Source organism: Candidatus Poriferisocius sp., from assembly GCF_965219815.1.
Classification (GTDB): domain Bacteria; phylum Actinomycetota; class Acidimicrobiia; order Acidimicrobiales; family Bin134; genus Poriferisocius.
On the sequence record NZ_OZ244791.1, the window covers coordinates 1,362,068 to 1,379,410 of the forward strand.

19 protein-coding genes, 1 tRNA gene and 2 pseudogenes are annotated in these 17,343 nt (G+C 66.7%); 9 read left to right on the forward strand and 13 right to left on the reverse strand.

Features of this window, described 5'->3' with window-relative positions; translation table 11 throughout:
• Positions 1-9: 9 nt before the first annotated feature.
• The 6 genes from ACOQPI_RS06450 to ACOQPI_RS06475 are packed head-to-tail and all read right to left on the reverse strand — an operon-like array spanning position 10 to position 6,232.
• Complete coding sequence (locus ACOQPI_RS06450; protein WP_420618864.1) at positions 10-1,545, reverse strand: trimethylamine methyltransferase family protein; 1,536 nt, start codon at positions 1,543-1,545, stop codon at positions 10-12.
• Positions 1,542-3,611, reverse strand: coding sequence for an ASKHA domain-containing protein (locus ACOQPI_RS06455; RefSeq protein WP_420618865.1), 2,070 nt, complete (start codon positions 3,609-3,611; stop codon positions 1,542-1,544). Before ACOQPI_RS06455 ends, ACOQPI_RS06450 begins: the two co-directional genes overlap by 4 nt.
• A complete protein-coding gene (locus ACOQPI_RS06460) occupies positions 3,608-4,510 on the reverse strand; it encodes a dihydropteroate synthase (RefSeq protein WP_420618866.1) in 903 nt (300 codons plus the stop codon). Before ACOQPI_RS06460 ends, ACOQPI_RS06455 begins: the two co-directional genes overlap by 4 nt.
• Positions 4,507-4,890 carry a virulence factor gene (locus ACOQPI_RS06465; protein ID WP_420618867.1) on the reverse strand — a complete coding sequence of 128 codons (384 nt, stop codon included), beginning with the start codon at positions 4,888-4,890 and terminating at the stop codon, positions 4,507-4,509. The genes ACOQPI_RS06460 and ACOQPI_RS06465 overlap by 4 nt, the downstream gene beginning before the upstream one ends.
• A 29-nt stretch (positions 4,891-4,919) precedes the next feature.
• A complete protein-coding gene (locus ACOQPI_RS06470) occupies positions 4,920-5,528 on the reverse strand; it encodes a DUF1638 domain-containing protein (RefSeq protein ID WP_420618868.1) in 609 nt (202 codons plus the stop codon).
• A 2-nt stretch (positions 5,529-5,530) separates the two neighbouring features.
• Positions 5,531-6,232, reverse strand: a complete 702-nt coding sequence (locus ACOQPI_RS06475; RefSeq protein ID WP_420618869.1) for a corrinoid protein — start codon at positions 6,230-6,232, stop codon at positions 5,531-5,533.
• Between the two features lie 206 nt (positions 6,233-6,438).
• Between ACOQPI_RS06475 and ACOQPI_RS06480 the strand changes: the two genes are divergently transcribed.
• The 3 genes from ACOQPI_RS06480 to ACOQPI_RS06490 all read left to right on the forward strand — a co-directional run bounded on the left by ACOQPI_RS06480 (position 6,439) and on the right by ACOQPI_RS06490 (position 7,447).
• Positions 6,439-6,642: a hypothetical protein gene (locus ACOQPI_RS06480; RefSeq protein ID WP_420618870.1), complete on the forward strand. Its 204-nt coding sequence runs from the start codon at positions 6,439-6,441 to the stop codon at positions 6,640-6,642.
• Between the two features lie 340 nt (positions 6,643-6,982).
• Entirely contained in the window at positions 6,983-7,198 is a 216-nt protein-coding gene (locus tag ACOQPI_RS06485) for a hypothetical protein (protein ID WP_420618871.1), read from the forward strand.
• Positions 7,199-7,237: 39 nt separating this feature from the next.
• The gene (locus ACOQPI_RS06490; RefSeq protein ID WP_420618872.1) at positions 7,238-7,447 is read left to right on the forward strand and encodes a hypothetical protein; all 210 of its coding nucleotides are present in this window, start codon (positions 7,238-7,240) and stop codon (positions 7,445-7,447) included.
• Positions 7,448-7,628: 181 nt separating this feature from the next.
• On the opposite strand, the gene ACOQPI_RS06495 is transcribed toward ACOQPI_RS06490, so the two are convergent.
• The 3 genes from ACOQPI_RS06495 to ACOQPI_RS06505 form a co-directional block, all read right to left on the reverse strand.
• Positions 7,629-8,450, reverse strand: coding sequence for a hypothetical protein (locus ACOQPI_RS06495; RefSeq protein ID WP_420618873.1), 822 nt, complete (start codon positions 8,448-8,450; stop codon positions 7,629-7,631).
• Positions 8,451-8,756: 306 nt separating this feature from the next.
• Positions 8,757-8,829: transfer RNA gene (locus ACOQPI_RS06500), tRNA-Lys, on the reverse strand.
• A gap of 17 nt (positions 8,830-8,846) precedes the next feature.
• Complete coding sequence (locus ACOQPI_RS06505; protein ID WP_420618874.1) at positions 8,847-10,274, reverse strand: Fic family protein; 1,428 nt, start codon at positions 10,272-10,274, stop codon at positions 8,847-8,849.
• Between the two features lie 392 nt (positions 10,275-10,666).
• Between ACOQPI_RS06505 and ACOQPI_RS06510 the strand changes: the two genes are divergently transcribed.
• The 4 genes from ACOQPI_RS06510 to ACOQPI_RS06525 all read left to right on the forward strand — a co-directional run bounded on the left by ACOQPI_RS06510 (position 10,667) and on the right by ACOQPI_RS06525 (position 12,971).
• Positions 10,667-10,864, forward strand: a complete 198-nt coding sequence (locus tag ACOQPI_RS06510; RefSeq protein ID WP_420618875.1) for a hypothetical protein — start codon at positions 10,667-10,669, stop codon at positions 10,862-10,864.
• Between the two features lie 29 nt (positions 10,865-10,893).
• Complete coding sequence (locus tag ACOQPI_RS06515; RefSeq protein WP_420618876.1) at positions 10,894-11,619, forward strand: hypothetical protein; 726 nt, start codon at positions 10,894-10,896, stop codon at positions 11,617-11,619.
• A 189-nt stretch (positions 11,620-11,808) separates the two neighbouring features.
• Entirely contained in the window at positions 11,809-12,018 is a 210-nt protein-coding gene (locus tag ACOQPI_RS06520) for a hypothetical protein (RefSeq protein ID WP_420618877.1), read from the forward strand.
• Entirely contained in the window at positions 12,015-12,971 is a 957-nt protein-coding gene (locus ACOQPI_RS06525) for a hypothetical protein (protein WP_420618878.1), read from the forward strand. Before ACOQPI_RS06520 ends, ACOQPI_RS06525 begins: the two co-directional genes overlap by 4 nt.
• Before the next feature lie 89 nt (positions 12,972-13,060).
• Here ACOQPI_RS06525 and ACOQPI_RS06530 read toward each other — a convergent pair whose 3' ends face one another.
• Entirely contained in the window at positions 13,061-13,333 is a 273-nt protein-coding gene (locus ACOQPI_RS06530; RefSeq protein WP_420618879.1) for a HigA family addiction module antitoxin, read from the reverse strand.
• 13 nt (positions 13,334-13,346) lie between these two features.
• Positions 13,347-13,481, reverse strand: a pseudogene (locus tag ACOQPI_RS06535) (type II toxin-antitoxin system RelE/ParE family toxin); the annotation flags it as partial.
• A 46-nt stretch (positions 13,482-13,527) separates the two neighbouring features.
• On the opposite strand from ACOQPI_RS06535, the gene ACOQPI_RS06540 reads away from it, so the two are divergent.
• Together ACOQPI_RS06540 and ACOQPI_RS06545 are read left to right on the forward strand one after the other, a co-directional pair.
• Complete coding sequence (locus ACOQPI_RS06540; RefSeq protein WP_420618060.1) at positions 13,528-13,812, forward strand: transposase; 285 nt, start codon at positions 13,528-13,530, stop codon at positions 13,810-13,812.
• On the forward strand, positions 13,809-14,705 hold the full coding sequence (locus ACOQPI_RS06545; protein ID WP_420618059.1) for an IS3 family transposase: 897 nt from the start codon (positions 13,809-13,811) through the stop codon (positions 14,703-14,705). The genes ACOQPI_RS06540 and ACOQPI_RS06545 overlap by 4 nt, the downstream gene beginning before the upstream one ends.
• Before the next feature lie 487 nt (positions 14,706-15,192).
• On the opposite strand, the gene ACOQPI_RS06550 is transcribed toward ACOQPI_RS06545, so the two are convergent.
• Complete coding sequence (locus ACOQPI_RS06550) at positions 15,193-16,743, reverse strand: RCC1 domain-containing protein (protein ID WP_420620998.1); 1,551 nt, start codon at positions 16,741-16,743, stop codon at positions 15,193-15,195.
• Between the two features lie 12 nt (positions 16,744-16,755).
• Positions 16,756-17,130 (reverse strand): annotated as a pseudogene (locus tag ACOQPI_RS06555) (hypothetical protein); the annotation flags it as partial.
• Positions 17,131-17,343: the final 213 nt, after the last annotated feature.

Genomic DNA, 17,343 nt, shown 5'->3' on the forward strand with positions numbered 1-17,343 from the left:
GGCGGGGCATTACTCCGGTTCGCTAGCGATCTCGGCCTTGCGGCGGGCGATGAAATCTTGCAGCTCGGCGTTGACGGCGTCGTCGATGGGTGGCGGCTGGTAGTCGGCCAGCAGTTCTTTCCAGCGGGTGTTGGCCCTCTGGGCGGCGGTGAGGGAGCCCTCCTCGGACCACTGCTCGTAGCTGTTGTTGTCGGCCACTTCCGAGCGCCAGAAGGCGGTTTCGAAGTTGGCCAGGGTGTGGGCGTTGCCCAAGAAGTGGTCGCCGTGGGCGTTGGTGCGGAACGCCTCCATGGCCTGGCCGTTGTCGCTGAGGTCCACCCCCCGGGCGTGGACCTCCATGGCGCCTAGTTGGTCGGCGTCCATTATGAGCTTCTCGTAGCCGAGCGTCAGGCCCCCCTCCAGCCACCCCGCCGCGTGGAGCACGAAGTTGACCCCGGCCTGCACGGTGGGCAACAGCGTTTGGGCCGACTCATAGGCCGCTTGGGCATCGGCGGCCTTGGAGGCGGTGAGCTGGCCGCCGGAGCGGAACGGCACCCCGCAGCGCCGGGCCAAAGCGGCCATGACGAAGATGGCCTGGGCGGCCTCAGGGGTGCCGAAGGTGGGAGCACCGGTGGCCATCGACATCGACGAGGCGAACGTGCCGAAGACGACGGGCGATCCGGGCCGCACCAGTTGCAGGTAGGCCATGCCCGACAGGGCCTCGGCCAGGGCTTGGGCGCACAGGCCGGCCACCGTCACCGGCGACATGGCCCCGGCCAGGATGAACGGGCTGATGATGCTGGCCTGGTTGGCCCGGGCGTAGGTGGTGGCCGCGCCCAGCATGGTGGCGTCCCAGCGCATGGGGGAGGAGGCGTTGATCAGCGAGGTCATCACCGTGCGGTCGGCCAGGTCGCCGCCGAAGGCGATGCGGGCCAGCTCCACCGAGTCGGCGGCCCGGGCAGCGCTGGTCACCGAGCCCATGAAGGGCTTGTCGCTGTAGCGGAGGTGGGCGTACACCATGTCGAGGTGGCGCACCTCCACCGGCACATCCACCGGTTCGCAAACTGTGCCGCCGCTGTGGTGCAGGTGGGGGAGGCGGTAGGCCAGCTTCACCACATTCTCGAAGTCGGCCAGGGTGGCGTAGCGCCGGCCCTGGTCCAGGTCGGTGACGAATGGCGAGCCGTAGTTGGGGACGAACACGGTGGTGTTGCCGCCGATGCTCACGCTGCGCTCGGGGTTGCGGGCGTGCTGGGTGTAGGTGGCGGGGGCGCTACCGGCCACGATCTGGCGGCACAGCCCCCGAGGGAACCGCACCAGCTCGCCGTCGACATCGGCACCCGCGTCCCGCCACAGGTCCAGAGCCTCGGGGAAGTCCTGAAAGGCCACGCCCACCTCGGCCAGGATGGTCTCGGCGTTCTCCTCGATTTGAGCCAGGCCGGCCTCGTCGATGATCTCCACTGGCGCCAAGCGCCGCTCCAGCACGGGGGCGGCCAAAACCTGGCTGGCCGCCCGGGCCGCCTGGCGGCCGGCCCGACCGCCGCCCCGCCTTCCTTGTCGCTCGCTCATCGCTGCTCCTGAGTCGCATGCCGCCGGCGGGTTGGTCTGCGCCGCTTGGGTCCGGCAGTCTCGCTATCGGTTGTTGGTCGCGATGGCAAATCCACCGCTTGCATCAAGTGGGGGGTGGGGGCGGTCTCATGGGGCAGCGACATGGCGGCCACGAACAACTCCTGGAAACGGGCCTCGGTGGCGGTCTCGATCTTGACCACTTCCCGGGCGGCTTGCTCGGTTTCGGCCCGCTGTGATCCCGAAACCAGCATCCGGGCCGCGCCCGCCCCCGAGGCGTTCCCCACCCCTTTGACCCCCTCTACCGGCCCGTCGGGCACCAAGCCCAGCACCATGGCGTGAACCGGACTGATGTGGGCGCCGAACGCACCGGCCAACCTCACGTCGGCCACCTCGGCGATCCCGGCGTGCTCGAAGAGCAGGTCGATGCCGGCCCGTAGCGCGGCCTTGGCCAACTGAACTGCTCGCACATCGTTTTGGGTCACCAACAGCGGTACCGGCTGGATTTGAAGCACATAGGAAAACGTACGACCGTCGGCTATGATGCGGGGGCTGCGCTCGGCCAACTCACCGCCGATGACACCTCGGTGGTCGATGATCCCGACGAGGAACATCTCCGCAATCACCTCGATGATTCCCGAACCGCACAGCCCGGACACCTCCAGAGAACCCAACGCGTCTTCAAAGCCGAGGTCGTCGGACCACAGGTCGCAGCCGATCACCTTGAAGCGGGGCTCCAGCGTGGCCGGGTCGATCCGCACCCCTTCGATTGCCCCGGCGGTGGCCCGCTGCCCGCAGCTGATCTGGGCGCCTTCGAATGCGGGCCCGGTAGGACTCGACGCCGCCCACACCTTCTGGCCGTCGCCCAGCACGATCTCGGCATTGGTTCCCACATCCACCAACAGCTGAGGGCGGGTGGACCGGTGCGGCCCTTCGGCCAGCAGGGCCGCCGCCGCGTCGGCGCCCACATGGCCGGCGATACACGGCCCCACATAGAGGGATGCGCCGGGCAGGTCCACTTCGATGTCGCTGGCGTTGGCCCACACCCCGTCGCGCACGGCCAATGTGAACGGGGCTGCGCCCAGCGGGGTGGGGTCGATGCCCAGCACCAGATGGTGCATGATCGGATTTCCCACCACCACGAGATCGCAGACGTCAGCCCGGTCGATGGCCGCGGCCTCACAGAGCTCGCCGATCACGTTGTCGATGGCCGACCGCACCGCCGTGGTCAGCTCGGCGGTGCCGCCGGGGTTCAACATGGCGTAGGACACCCGGCTCATCAGGTCTTCGCCGAAACGGATCTGCGGGTTCATGCGCCCTGCGGTGGCAGCAACCTCGCCAGTGGCCAAATCCAGCAGGTAGCCGGCCACGGTGGTCGAGCCCACGTCCACCGCCACGCCAAATTCCGCATCGGAATACCCCGGTCGCACCGTGAGCACCCGTCGCTCGACCACCTCGCCGTCTTCGGCTTGTGTTGAGTACTGCCGTCGGGTGTGGACCACGGCGGTGACCGCCCCGCTCCCCGCTGCGATCGCCGAAGACAAGGCGGGCAGTACTGAAGCGGGAACTTCAACGTCGGACAGGTCCCAGTCGTGGTCCAAAGCGCCGACCAGCCGCTCGGCATCGGAGATCTCGTCGCCCAGCACGGCGATGGGCAGTTCCAGATAGTGGAGGGTCACCACCGGGTCGAGGGTGATCTCGCCCAGATCGACCGCCTTTCGCACCACCGGGCTGTGTACTTGGCTCTGGGGCGGGACGTCGATCACCACGTCGCCCAGCACGGCGGCCTGACAGCTCAGCCGATGGTCTGCTTCCAACGGGCGACGCCCTCGGTAGTCGAGCTCGGTGGGCCCGGGCGCGGAGAGGGCGTCGTCAGTGCTCGTCAGCCCCCACTTGGCAAACTGGCCATTGCTGGGGGACACCTGGCAGCGTCCGCAGAGCCCTCGGCCCCCACACACTGAGTCGATGTCCACCCCGGCAGTGCGAGCCGCGTCCAGCACCGTCGACCCCTCGGCGGCGGATGCCTCGATGCCACTGGGGGTGAACACCACGCGGTGCTCAGAGCTCATACTGCGGCCCGGCGACGTCCTCCTCGACGGCGGGCCGCCCCCTCCCCGGCCGCGGTCGGATCCCGGTTCTCGGCGATCCACGCCATGCAGTCCCTGTCGTGACCGGCCAGAACGTCGGCGGCCATAACCGCTTGCTTCACCTCGCCGTGCAGGGGGTTCATGATGGCCGAGGTCATTCCCGCCCCGATGGCCATAGCCAGAAACGTGCCGGTGATGGCGTGGCGGTTGGGCAAGCCGAAGCTCACGTTGCTGGCTCCGCAGGTGGTGTTCACCCCGAGCTCTTCCCGGATGCGCCGCACCAGGCGGAACACCTGCTGGCCCGCGGTGCCCATGGCCCCGATGGGCATGACCAGTGGGTCCACCACCACATCTGAGCGGGGGATGCCGTGGTCGGAGGCCCGCTCCACGATCTTGCGGGCCACTTTGAAGCGGACGTCGGGATCCTCGCTGATGCCGGTCTCGTCGTTGGAGATGGCCACCACCGCGGCGCTGTGGCGGGCCACCAGGGGAAGCACCCGCTCCAGCACTTCTTCCTCGCCGGTGACCGAGTTGATCAGCGGCTTGCCGTCGTACACCGCGATGCCCGCCTCCAGCGCCTCGATGATCGACGAGTCGATGGACAGGGGCACATCGGTCACCGACTGCACCAGCTTGATGGCTCGGGCCAGCAGCGCGGGCTCGTCGGCCAGCGGGATGCCCGCGTTCACGTCCAGCATGTGGGCGCCGGCGGCCACTTGGGCCAAGGCGTCGGCCTCCACCCGGCTGAAGTCTCCGACCTTCATCTCCTCGGTCAGCAGCTTGCGCCCGGTGGGGTTGATCCGCTCGCCGATCATCACAAACGGCCGGTCGAAGCCGATCACCACCTCTTTGGTGGCAGAGCTGAGCACGGTTTCGGTCACGTTGTCGCCTCCTGGGGACTCACGGTTGGGGAGTGTTCGTTGACGCTGGCCGCGTCCGATGACTCGATGCGCTCGGGTGCTGGCTCGCTGGTGTCCGGGTCCCAGCCCCCGGTGGCTACGAATTCTTTGAGCCGCTCCCGCGGGAAGGCGGCCTCGAGCTCCTCAGCGGCCCGCAGAGCGGCACCCTCGGGGTCGTCGGGGTTGCCGGGGATCACCTTGCGGCGCCACTCGCCCACGTACTGCGATGCCTGGGTCTTGCCGGCCACCATGGCGGCCTCGTCGATCGCCCTTTGGAAGCGGCGGGGGAGGATGCGCTGGATCTTTGAGGATCCCGAGCCAGCGTTCACCTGAGCGGGGATGTCCCGCCAACAGATCACCACTAGGTTGCCGTTACTCCCCCGCCGCCGACTCACGCGGCTCGCTCCCGGATCTCTACCAGCGCATCGACCAAACCTCCGTAACCGGTGACCACCTTCTCGAAGCGCAGCCCCAGACGGTCGGCCGCTTGTCGGGCCAATCGGTCCAGTTCGGGGTCGTGCTCCTGTGACAGGTACACCAGCCGGGTGTAGTTCTTGAAATAGACGTCTTGAAGTTCGGGGTGGTCGAGGATGCCCAGCCCCTCCAGAATCAGGCGCTCGAAATGCCGAACCAGATAGTCGGTGAGGTACAGCGTTCCCAGCTCCTCCTCTTGGAGCTGGGCGAACGCCTCAGCCCCGGCGTAGAGCTCGTAGCAGTGGGGGCCGGGGAGGCGCTCCACGCCCTCTTCTTGGCACACCTTGTCGAGCAGGCCCCCGGTGCCACAGTCGGCGTAGCCCACCAGAATGGTCTGGTAGCGGCCGCGGGCGGCCCGCACCCGGTCTCGCACCGCCTCAGGGATCAACTCGGGGCGGTTGTGCAGCTTGGCCGGCAGGCACTCAAGGTCGATACCGGAGCCGCCGCTGTTGTTCTCCAGCGCCGAGATCAGGTAGCGCAGCTCCTTGGCCAACGCCCCGCAGGCCACCACGAGCACCTTGGACATGATCAAACCGCGGCTCGGCGGGCCGCCATCAACTCTTTGGCGGTCTCCGCGGCGACCGCGGCGTCACGGCAGTAGGCGTCGGCGCCGATGGCCTCGCCGAACTCCTCATTGAGGGGAGCGCCGCCCACCAGCACGATGAAGTCCTCCCGCAGGCTCTTCTCCACCAGGGTGTCGATGACTACCTTCATGTAAGGCATGGTGGTGGTGAGAAGCGCCGACATGCCCAAGATGTCGGGCTGGTGCTCGTCGAGGGCGGCGATGAACTCCTCCACGTCAGTGTTGATGCCCAGGTCGGTTACCTCAAACCCCGCGCCCTCCAGCATCATGGCCACCAGGTTCTTGCCGATGTCGTGGATGTCGCCCTTGACCGTGCCGATCACCACGCTGCCGATGGGCTCGGCCCCGGTCTCGGCCAGAAGCGGTCGGAGTATGGCCATGCCCGCCTTCATGGCGTTGGCGGCCAGCAGCACCTCGGGCACGAACAGGATGCCGTCGCGGAAGTCGATGCCCACAATGCGCATCCCCTCCACCAGCGCCACGTCCAGCACCTTGTCGGCCGGCCAGCCCCGGTCCAGCAAGATCCTGGTGCCCTCGTCGATCTCCTCGGCCAGGCCGTCGTAAAGATCGTCGTGCATCTGCGCACAGAGGTCTTCGTCGTTCAGACTCGAAAGATCGATGTCGTCGATCTCGGGCGTGTCAGTCATTCGACACACTCCTTCTGTGGTGCTGGACCCCAGGGCGGGTTCCATACTGTGGACCAGTACCGCAATGCGGAACAGTGTCACTGTAGCACGATGCGCGCGAGTTTGCCCGTGTCGAATCCGGACCGGTGTTGGCTGGCAACGCGCCCCTGATTCAAGGCAACGGTCGGGGTAAGGTGGAAGCCCAAGTTGACCTCGGAGGACAGGGAATGGCTGTCTCGCAACTGAAGCGCTGGCTACCTTCGGCCCGCAAGCAGCGCAAAGCAACACAATCCGAGACCCTGTCTATTGCTGGCATTGATGCCGATACCGGCAAAGGGCCCCCAGCCGATATAGAAGAGGGCGAGTTCCACGCCAGCACCGAAGACTTCATCGCCGCCATGAGAGCGCGGCGAAACGGGTCTTCCCAGTAGCCGCTTCCGCAACTAAGGGCGAATGCCGACTCGCTTTGAGAACCCCTCATTCCTGCGCGACCTCAGACGGCTAACCCCGGCACAGGTCTCTCTCTTCGAAGTCCGATTGCAGCAATTCGTCGCCGACCTGTCTGACATGGAAGAAGGACGTCTCAGCTGGTTCCGATCAGCTCTGCGCGTTAAGAAAGTGAAGGGCGCTTCCGGTAGCTACGAGATGACATGGGCCCCAGACGGCCGGGCGACCTTCGCCTGGGGCCTTCAGCAGACTCCCGGCAAGCGCCACGTAGTATGGCTGCGAATCGGCAGCCACGACATCCTTCCCTGAAAGGGTCCTGACTCGATGGGCGGGCAAGGTGCATGGGGGCTCGGCGAACGCCTGGACCCGTGGATCACCGTCACCGGAACGCTGCTCATGTTGGCCTGCATGATCTACTCCTGGAAGGCCACACAGCCCCCGTTCGGGCCATACGCCTCTACGCCGCGCTCTCGGCTGGCGCTCGTGTTCGGGACAGGGTTGGGCCTCATCGCCGCCGCGGTCATCGCCGCGGCTGCTTAGCCCTTATCGGCTGGCGCCGACTGGCGGCGGCGCTGCCCGATGAAAACGCCCAGCGGCGGATGGGACATCCGCTTTGCCAGCAACCAGGCCGCCCGGGAGTGGGACGAGCTGTGCAACACCGCTTCGGCCAACACCCGGCGGGCGTGGAACGCCATCACCCGCGACCCCCGCCGCCACAGCAGCCGCCAGGCCAGGCTCAGGAAAGAGTTCGGCGCCAAACAACTGGAGGGCAAGGTGCTGGAGCAGTAGCAGCACGAGGTCACCGCCGGCGGTCGCATCTGGTACTGCCCCGACGACGACTCCAAAACAGTGTGGGTGACCGCCGTCTACATCGGCCACCCCAAATCAACCGAGTAGCGGCCCCCGACGAATCCGCTGGCGCTCAGACACCGATGTCCTGGCGCAACAACGGCGAGCGGTCGAGGCGGCCTCAGCGGCCTATCTGGGTGGATTCGAGCATCTGGGCTCGGTATTCGGCGAGGTCTTGGGCCATGCCCAGTGCCGGGGAGCTTGCGGTGATGTTCGTCGGGTCGATGCCGGCGGTTCGGGCGGCGGCTTTGGTGCGGCGGGTGACGGTGTTGGCCGAGAAGTTGAAGACACGCTGGCCGCCATCGGTGCCGGGGGGTCGTATGCGGGCCAGGGCTTGGGCGGTGAACTCTGATATAGGTGCGACGTCCGGTTGGTATGCGGTGGGGTTCGGGACGCGGACTTGGCCGAGCCCGCCATCTTCGGGAGCAACCACGTCCTCCCATCTGAGCGCGAGGATCTGGGAGCAGCCTAGCGAGGCGTCGTGGGCGACGGCGATCATGGCGATGTCGGTGTCGCCGCGGCTGCGGGCTTGGGCGGTGGTCTCGAAGCGTCTTCCGGGCTGGTTTCGGCGGGGCTGGTGGGCGGTGCCGATGATCTGGCAGATGTGGTGCCACCGCAGCGGGTCGGGCGGTTCGGGGGCGCTGGTCCGGGCGGCGGCCTGTTCGGCCAGCTCGTTGAGCAGTCGGAGCACCTCGGGGTCGTGGGCCGGGTTGGCACCGGGCAGCTCCCGGTGCCAGTGGGCCACCGCGGAGTGGTAGGCGCGAAGGGTGCCGGGCCTTTTGTCCTGTCCGGCCAGAGCGGTCAGCCACTGCTGTAGGTGGTCGGGGCGGGCTGGGAACTCCGGCACCCCCCGGCCCGATGCCCACAACCGCCAGCTACCCTGCCCGACGCGGTAGGCCTTGCGGGTACGCGCCGAAAGCTCGACCGCCTCGTCCTGGCCCATCACCCGCCCCCCGGTGCCGCGGTGGCCGCCCCCATGCCACCGCAGCCGGCCCGGCCGCCGCCCGCGCCCGCAGACGGGTGCGGGGCGGCAGGGCGGGCGGTTCGGGAATCCACGACCCCTGATGTAGCGGGCCGGCGCGGCGCAGGCCGAATCGGAGCAAGCGGCCACCACCAGGGCCAGCTGCGGTTTCGCTCCGGTTCGCCCGTGGGGTGGGCGGCTCCCGAAGGGCGGGTAACTCCCGAGCGGGGGCGCTCGACCGGTTGAGCGTGCCTGCTCTCAGTGCAATATCAGGACAGCTTCAGTTTGTACCCCCCTGGGACTTGAACCCAGAACCTGCGGATTAAGAGTCCGTTGCTCTGCCAAATTGAGCTGGAGGGGCTTGTCGGGCGGGGACGGCTAGCGGGGTGGGTGTTTGCGGTGGGGGATCTGGCGGCAGTGGCCTTGGTGTCCGGCTTTGAGGCCGCAGGGCAGGCCGGTGGATTTCACTGAGAGCGGGCAGAGCTCCCATGGGCTGACGCCCTGTTGGCGTCGGCCGGTGGGGCGGAGTGGCTGGGCAGGCGCGGAGATGAGCGGGCTGGCGACGATATTGGCATAGTCGTCTGCGGAGGCCCTTTTGTCGCAGATGGTGGATGCCATCACCTCGTAGGCGTTGAATACTTGGTCTGCGTCGTAGACCCGCATCCCGGTTTCCACTGTGCGGGCCTTGACGACCCCGGCGGCTTCGAGGTGGCGCAGCGCGGCGGCCGCCCTGGGTTCTGAGTATCCGGTGATCCCTGAGAGGGCTGAGGGGGTGAGTGACGGGTGGGCGGGCAGGCAGTCGATGGCCGCGGACACTGCCGACCGGCCTCGCCGCCCTCCGGCGGCCTCCCGCCAGCGGTCTCGAAGGGCGACCATTGCCTCTGTGTATCGACGGACCGCGGCACAGGCTCTGTGGGATGCGGTGGCGAGCGCTTCCGCACATGGGCCGAGCGCCTCTGCCCGCGCGGGGGCGTCAGCCGGTCCGACGTATGTCTGATAGGCGGCGAGCGCGGCAATGTAGGCGTCGCGGTCTCGTGAGAGAGCGAGGCTGATCGGTGGCAGCGCGGCGGGCTGGGTGCCGCAGAGCCGGTGCTTTAGCACGGCGTACAACACGGCCCGCCCGGTGCGCCCGTTTCCATCGCCGAACGGGTGGATTGTCTCAAACTGGGCGTGGGCGATTGTGGCTTGCAGCAGCGGCGAGTGGTCTTCGACCCGGAGGTAGGACACGAGGTCTTCGAGCAGTGGGTCGCAGTGTTCTGGGGGCGGGGGGATGAAATCGCCTTCGAGCGGGTGCCAGTCGTTGCCGCCCACCCAGTTCTGTTCGTCACGGATGCGGCCGCCAAGGTGGGGGGTGGGGGATGCATCCATGAGGACCCGGTGGGCCTTTTGGAGGGTGGCGATGCTGATGTGCTCTCGGTCGGCGAGCAGGTCGAGCGCAGTGGTGGTGGCATCGATGTTGGCGAGGACTTCCCCGACGGGCCCGTGGAAATCCCGGTCGGGTGTGCGCTGCCGACGGGCAAGGGCGTGTACGACCTTCTTGGTTCCGGGTGCGACTCCTTCTATGCGAGATGACCCGAGTGACTCTGCCCAAAAGAACATCCCAGCGCCGTCCCCCCTGGCGGCGATCGCGGTGTCTCTCAACTCATTCTCGGCAGCGGCGACCGACGCGGCCATATCGGCCGGCAGCAGCGGATGCCATCCGCGAAGCGGGTGGGGGACATAGGCGTTGAAGCGGCCGCCGCGGCGGTCGCGGGCGCGAAAGGCCCCCGGGTTGCCGTGCCACACTTGCTCGACGAGGAATCCCATCTTGCTGCTCCGCTTGCCGGTTTCTGTTATGAGCGCGCCACAGATCATGGTGTTTAGCGCGTTACCGATATTAGCGCGCTAAACACTAAGATGTTTAGCGCGCTAAAAGATTTAACGCGTCAAACGCATTAGCATATGGCACGCTATTCTGATGACGGAGGCGACTTGCTCGAGGTTCCCCATCGGACAAAGGAAACCTCTGAGTTGTACCCCCTGGGAACGGGAACCACGACCTGTGCTGGCAGGGCCGCAGAGACCACCGCTGGGAGCGGGCCGACTACTACCGCATCGGCGGGATAGACAAGATCATCTACAACCCAGAGCCCCACACCATCGCCGGGCAGAGGGCGCGCCTCAGCCACTTCCCCTACCAGCTCGACGCCCGCCGCGACATGAAGTTCGCCCAGTGGCGCCCCCAAGACGACGGAGGCTGGCTGCTTCACGGCCACGTCCACGAGAAGTGGCGCCAACAACACCGCCAGATCAACGTCGGCGTGGACGCGTGGTGCTTCGCCCTCGTCCCAGAGCAAACCATCGCCGATCTCATCGCCAAAGGCCCCTCGAACACCCCCATCCCCGACCACGCATGAGGTGGTCGCTGACCGGTCGCCCGCCGACCTTGTCTGAGCCGCCGGCCGGCGGACCCCGCACCACCCAGCGAAGACGACAGTGCAAGAGCTGCCGTCTGGCCGGTCTCCACGATCCACAGCCTGCGGTGGAACTGGCAGGAAAGCCAGACCGCCGGGGAGAGGACAACCATCTGGTGATGTGGACCACCTGGCCCGCCGGGCTTTTGGGCCCCGTGGTCGGCTGGATACGCCTCTCCATCGCCATTCCCATGCTGGCCGCGATGCTCGCGGCAGCCTCCGGCGGCTGGGCCGACCCGGTGATGTGGTCGATCCTTGTGGCGTGCGCCGCGGTCCTGCACGTCGCCCTCCGCGCCACGCGCCGCTGCCGGGCCGTCTACGCCGCAACCAACCTCATGTACGCGTCGCTGCTGCTCATTTGGGTGCTGTTCTGGAAATCGCTGGCCGGAGACTGGTGGGCACTGTTGACCGGGCTCACCGGCGGGCTAATCCTGGTCGGCTGGGACGGGCTCACCCGCTGGGGGCTCGCCCGCGCCGCTGTGGACAAACCTGGGGACAATCCGCTGGCGGTGACCATCGACATCGGAGCGCTCTGGGGATTCGCAGAAGCCTCCACCCCGACAGTGCTCGGCCTCAAAGACGGAACCCACGTGGTCCTGCAACCCGGCTACCGGTACGTGTGGTGGCTCAGAGCCGAGCCCAAAGAACCAGCCGAGCTGATCATCCCCATCGAAGGCGACGACTTCAGTGCAAACTGAGGCGCCCCCCGCCGCCGCGACGCCAGCCGAGCCCCCCGCCCACCAGCAACTCGGCCCCCGGCGGCTCTGCCCATCCGGCCCGTGACCGACATGGACCGCCGACAACCACCCCCCAGAAGAGACGCCGCGGTCTGCTCAATACTCCACAGGCGGCCACCGGGCGCAGAGTGCGAAAGCTGCGAGGCCAGAATGCACCTGGCCGTCCAACACTGGCACTGCCCCGTGTGCGGCTGGCGGTGGACCATCACAACCACCCCCGACAACAAGATCGAGGCCCTCGGCACCCACAACAGCGCGAGCCGGATCACCGTCGTGGACATCACCCGCTTGGCCACCCCAGAACCCAGCGTCGGCCAAACCGCCCCAAACCGCCAGACTCCCGCCGACACCGCACCATGACACCGCCCCCGCCAGACCCTGGCGATGTCGCCGAAACCGGCCAGCACCGGCCCGAGTGGCTCCCCGCCGGCACCACCGTCATCGAACATGTCCGCCAAGCCGCCAAAAAGCTCGGCCCGCCCCCCGAGCTCGACCTGCCCGGCACCGACTGGGACTGGGACGCCGACGACCTCCTCGCCGAAGCATGGAGGACCGGCTGCATCCCCGAAGCCCAGCTCCGCAGAGCACTGGGAGCCAAAGGCGAAGACAAGCCCTGGTGGTGGGTGGAGCTGAGCACAGCCTCCGGCGACCCTATCTACATCCGCGACCGCCCCGAGATCACCATCGCCGCAGCCTCAGACCAACTAGGAGAGCGCGCCAAGCAGATATACCACGAGCTAGTCGAGCTACAGATCATCGCCAACAGTGCACCCCACCAACCCAACAAACAGCCAAAAACACCCGCCGCGGCCGCGACAGCTCCCGGCCCCGGCCCCGGCGCGCCGCCCACAGCGACCTGGCAGCGCATCGGACAAAAAACAGTCGAAATCTGCCTGACCACCGCCTCCAAACGCCGCTACAGAGCCGACCCAGAAACCCTCGACACCCTGCTGACGGCTGCGGCCTCAACAGGCCGACTCGGCGATCCAAGGCGGCTAGAGGCAGCACAGATCAACGACGATGTGGAGCTGACGACTCTCCCCGGCGGAAAACGCCAAGCCGCACGAAACGACGGCACAGCAACAGCCGTCGCAGAACCGGTCGGAGCCAAAACAGTCGAGATCGCCCTCACCGCCACCACCACCCGCCGCTACCGAGCAACCGACACCGAAGCCCCCCGCCTCTGCGCCGCCGCCGAAACACTCCAAGCCCTCCACGACCGAACCCGAATGCTCCCCGAGCACACACCCCAGACACCCGAACTCGACACCACGGAAGACACTACGGCGAGAGGCATCGACATAGGGCTGTGACCAGAGCTTGACCGGGGAGCGGCTGACAGACCCTCCCGCCCCCGGTCATTACTTCGGCGAGATGCGGCGAGCGGTGAGATGTCGTCGAGCTATTCGGCTTCCTCGCGTTGGGCGCGGTAGAGGTCCCAGCGCAGTTGCAGGTTCATGCAGAACTCCGGGGTCGTGCCCAAGCACCGGGAGAGCCACAGTGCGGTGCTGGGGGTCACGCCCCGCCACCCCCGCGCTACTTCGTTCACCCGTTGGAAGGGCACGTTGATCGCAACGGCCAATTCGCTCTGGGTAATCCCCAGGGGTTGGAGGAACTCCTGCAAGAGCATTGTTCCTGAGGGGGTCGGCTCGCGGTCTTTCGGGATGCGCACCATCTCGGGTTCCTTTCTAGTTGCAGTCGGTGACCTCGACTTGGTCGGAGCCAGCGGCGGTCCAGACAAAGCAGATGCGGAACTGGTCGTTGACTCGAATGCTGGATTGCCCGCTGCGGTCGCCGCCCAGCTGCTCCAGTCTGTTGCCTGGTGAGGTTCCCCCCTTTTCGTGGAGACATGCTCTATAAGGAGGAGCTATGTCCAGACCGCGAAGAGATTATGACCGGGAGTTCCGTGATGGGGCTGTCCGGATCGTCAAGGAGACCGGCCGGCCGGTGGCCCACGTCGCCCGGGAGCTCGGCGTCAACGAGGGCACGCTCGGGAATTGGGTGCGCCGGGACCGAGACGAGCGCTCGGGCGGGCTGAGCGGCGACGAGCGGGCCGAGCTGGCCCGGCTGCGCCGCCGGGTCGCCGAGCTGGAGATGGAGCGTGATGTGCTCAAACGATCCGTGGTCCTTTGGGTCAACGAGGCGACGCGGTGACCGCAGGGTTCATCGCGGCCCAAAGGACCGACCACGGTGTGCCTCACTCTGTGGCTTGCAGAGCGCTGGGCGTGGCGGAATCCACGTTCTACAAGCACCTCGACCGGCCGCTGACCGATCGGCAGCGGCGTCGCCGGGCGCTGGACGCCGAGGTGAAAAAGGCGTTCGACGAATCGGACGGCACCTACGGGTCGCCCAGGGTGCGCGCCCGGCTGCGACGCGATGGCCTGTCGGTGTCGAAGAAGACGGTGGAGGCCTCGATGGCCCGCCAGGGCCTGTGCGCCCGCCCCAAACGCAAAAAGGGCCTCACCAGCCCCGACAGCTCCCATGCGGCCCCCACAGACCTTCTGGGCCGCGACTTCAGCGCGACAGGGGTCAACCAGAAATGGTGCGGCGACTTCAAACAGGTTCCCACCGCCGAGGGCCCGGTGTTCCTCGCGACCGTCGAGGACCTCTACTCCAGGCGCATGGTCGGCTTCGCCACCTCCGACCGGTACCCGACCGCCGAGCTGGCCAAACAGGCCATCAACACCGCGGTCGCCACCAGAGGCGGCAACGTCAAAGGCGTCATCTTCCACTCGGACAAGGGATCGCAATACACCTCAGAAGCCTTCGCCGCCGCCTGCCGGCGGCTCGGCATCTCACGGTCCACCGGAAGAACCGGCAACGCGCTGGACAACGCGCCGGCCGAGTCGTTCTTCTCCACCCTCCAACACGAGCTCATCTCACGCCGAGCCTGGACCACCAGAGCCCGGGCCCGACGAGAAATCACCCTATGGGTCCACACCTGGTACAACCAGCACCGCCTCCACTCCGCAATCGGAATGACCAGCCCCGTAGAATACGAACAGGCCCACAACCCCGACCCTCAAAAACAAACTCTCCACGATTAGGGGGGAAGCTCACTGGCGGAACCGCGAGGTCGTTCAGGGCAGCGGCAGAGTCACGCAAGTCCAGCTTCCTTCGGGCAGCGCCCCACAGGTGGCGCGGGCAGGCCCGGCGGGCGCGGGGCGTGTTCAGCCAGTTGAACAGGTCTTCTGTGCCACCTCGCCAACCGAATCATCCCGCCGAATGCGGTGCGACGAAACTACCCGGAAACAACCCGAACCGCTCGCTGCTTGACAAGGGAGCGTCTGACAGGCCCTGTGGCGTATCAGCAGCCGAAACCGAAAAGATTTCCAAGCTGGTCGCGGCCATCGACCGCTGCAACGCTTTCAGCGCCAGCTACCCTGCGCCTCCCACGGTGTTTTTGGGCAGCGCGCCGTTCCTCGCGGCTGGTGGAATCGAGGGCGAACCAGGGGGACAAAGCCCTACCCGCCACGAAGAGCAACCAGCCCCAACACTCCCACGGCCAGAGCCACCCAACAACGTAAAGGGGGGTTACGGGAGATTGGCATCTCCGGGGGAGCGTGTGACGTTCACTTGGTCGGCCCATTTGATGCGTTGAGGGAGACTAGTGGTCCAGTCCCAGCAGTTGATGGCTTGGTCGGGTGAAATGGCGCAAGAAAACGTATCGCCGGCTGCGATGGCGGTGTAGGTGCCGTCGGGCGCGTCGAGCTGGCCGCTGCTGTTGTCCCCCCAGCACACAACAGCACCACCCGGACGAAGACCGCACGAGTGAGACCCGCCGGCTGCGATGGCGGTGTAGGTGCCGTCGGGCGCGTCGAGCTGGCCGCTGCTGTTGTCCCCCCAGCACACAACAGCACCACCCGGACGAAGACCGCACGAGTGAGACCCGCCGGCTGCGATGGCGGTGTAGGTGCCGTCGGGCGCGTCGAGCTGGCCGCTGCTGTTGTCCCCCCAGCACACAACAGCACCACCCGGACGAAGACCGCACGAGTGAGACCCGCCGGCTGCGATGGCGGTGTAGGTGCCGTCGGGCGCGTCGAGCTGGCCGCTGCTGTTGTCCCCCCAGCACACAACAGCACCACCCGGACGAAGACCGCAGTAGAACCACCGTCCGGCGGCTAAAGCAGAGAAGTCGGCGTTAGGTGCTCTTTCAAGGCCGCCATAGATGTGGCCCCAGCAAGTCACGGTGCCGCTGGCTTTGATGGCGCATGAGTGCAACTCGCCGCTCTCGACCGCGGTGTAGGCACCGTCGGGCGTGTCGAGTTGGCCCCGGTCGTTTTGGCCCCAGCAAGTCACGGTGCCGCGGGTACCAAGGGCGCACGAGTACCCTGAGGCAGCCGAAATGGCGGTGAACTCACCCGAAGGCGGATCGGCGACGCCCCAAGTTGTGTCACCCCAGCAAGTCACGGTGCCGCGGGTACCAAGGGCGCACGAGTGCCCTGAGGCAGCCGAAATGTTGGTGAACTCACCCAAGGGGGCATCTAACAGATCATCCAGGCCCAGCCGCTTCAGCAGCATCTGCGCCGGAGCGGTGGGAGCGGTCGCGCCCCAGCAGTCCACCGCACCCCCTGATGCAATCGCGCACGAGTGGTAGCTGGCAGTAGAGATGTCTGTGTAGATACCACCGGGCGCATCCAGCTGGCCGGAGTCGTTGGCACCCCAGCACACCACAACTCCATCATCGCGAATACCGCACGAGTGCCATTCACCGGCTGATATGGCGGTGAACAGCCCGCCAGGCGCATTCAACTGGCCGGCACCATTGGCGCCCCAGCAGTACACTGCACCTCCTGCCTCAATGGCGCATACATGTCTGCTGCCGGCTGATATGGCGGTGAACAGCCCGTCAGGCGCATTCAACTGGCCGGAATCGTTGGCGCCCCAGCAGTACACTGCACCTCCTGCCTCAATGGCGCATACATGTCTGCTGCCGGCTGATATGGCGGTGAACAGCCCGTCAGGCGCATTCAACTGGCCGGAATCGTTGGCCCCCCAGCACGTCGCAGAGCCGCTATCGCGGATGCCGCACGAGAACCCGCTGCCGGCTGATATGGCGGTGAACAGCCCGTCAGGCGCATTCAACTGGCCAGCGCCATTGGCACCCCAGCACGTCGCAGAGCCGCTGTTTCCGACAGCGCAGGTGTGCGTGCTGCTCGCCGATATGGCGACATATGCAACAGCGGACGCCGAGCCAGAAGATGGAGTAGAAGCAAGGGTGAGAATAACATCCGTGGAATTCCCAGTGTCGCTCGCGGCAGTCGGGGAGGCTTCGGGAAACAATGGCACAGCCTCCGCATGAACACCCGAATCGGTGATGGCTCCACTTGATGGCGGTGCCCCAAGGTTGTCGCTAGCAGCACAAGCAGCGATGACCACTACAGCCAAGGCGGCGCAACCAGGAGCACCCAGCATCAGGTGCAAAGGATAATCACCGCCTGCCCGCCTCCACGGGACGGAACGCCGGTGCATCTCCCAGTCGTCTCACATCCGAAAAGGGAAACCGGCATAGGCTGGACTCACCGCACTGCTGTTTCCCGCGACCCGGCTCAGCCGCGGGATCCACAACGCCCTCTTCGGTATGCGTCTTGTGTGCCCTGCTTTCCATAGTACATGTCACCAACCCACAAATTGTGGACCACAAGGGTGAGCAGACGGTCCCCGTGCGACACAGCACCCCCCGGG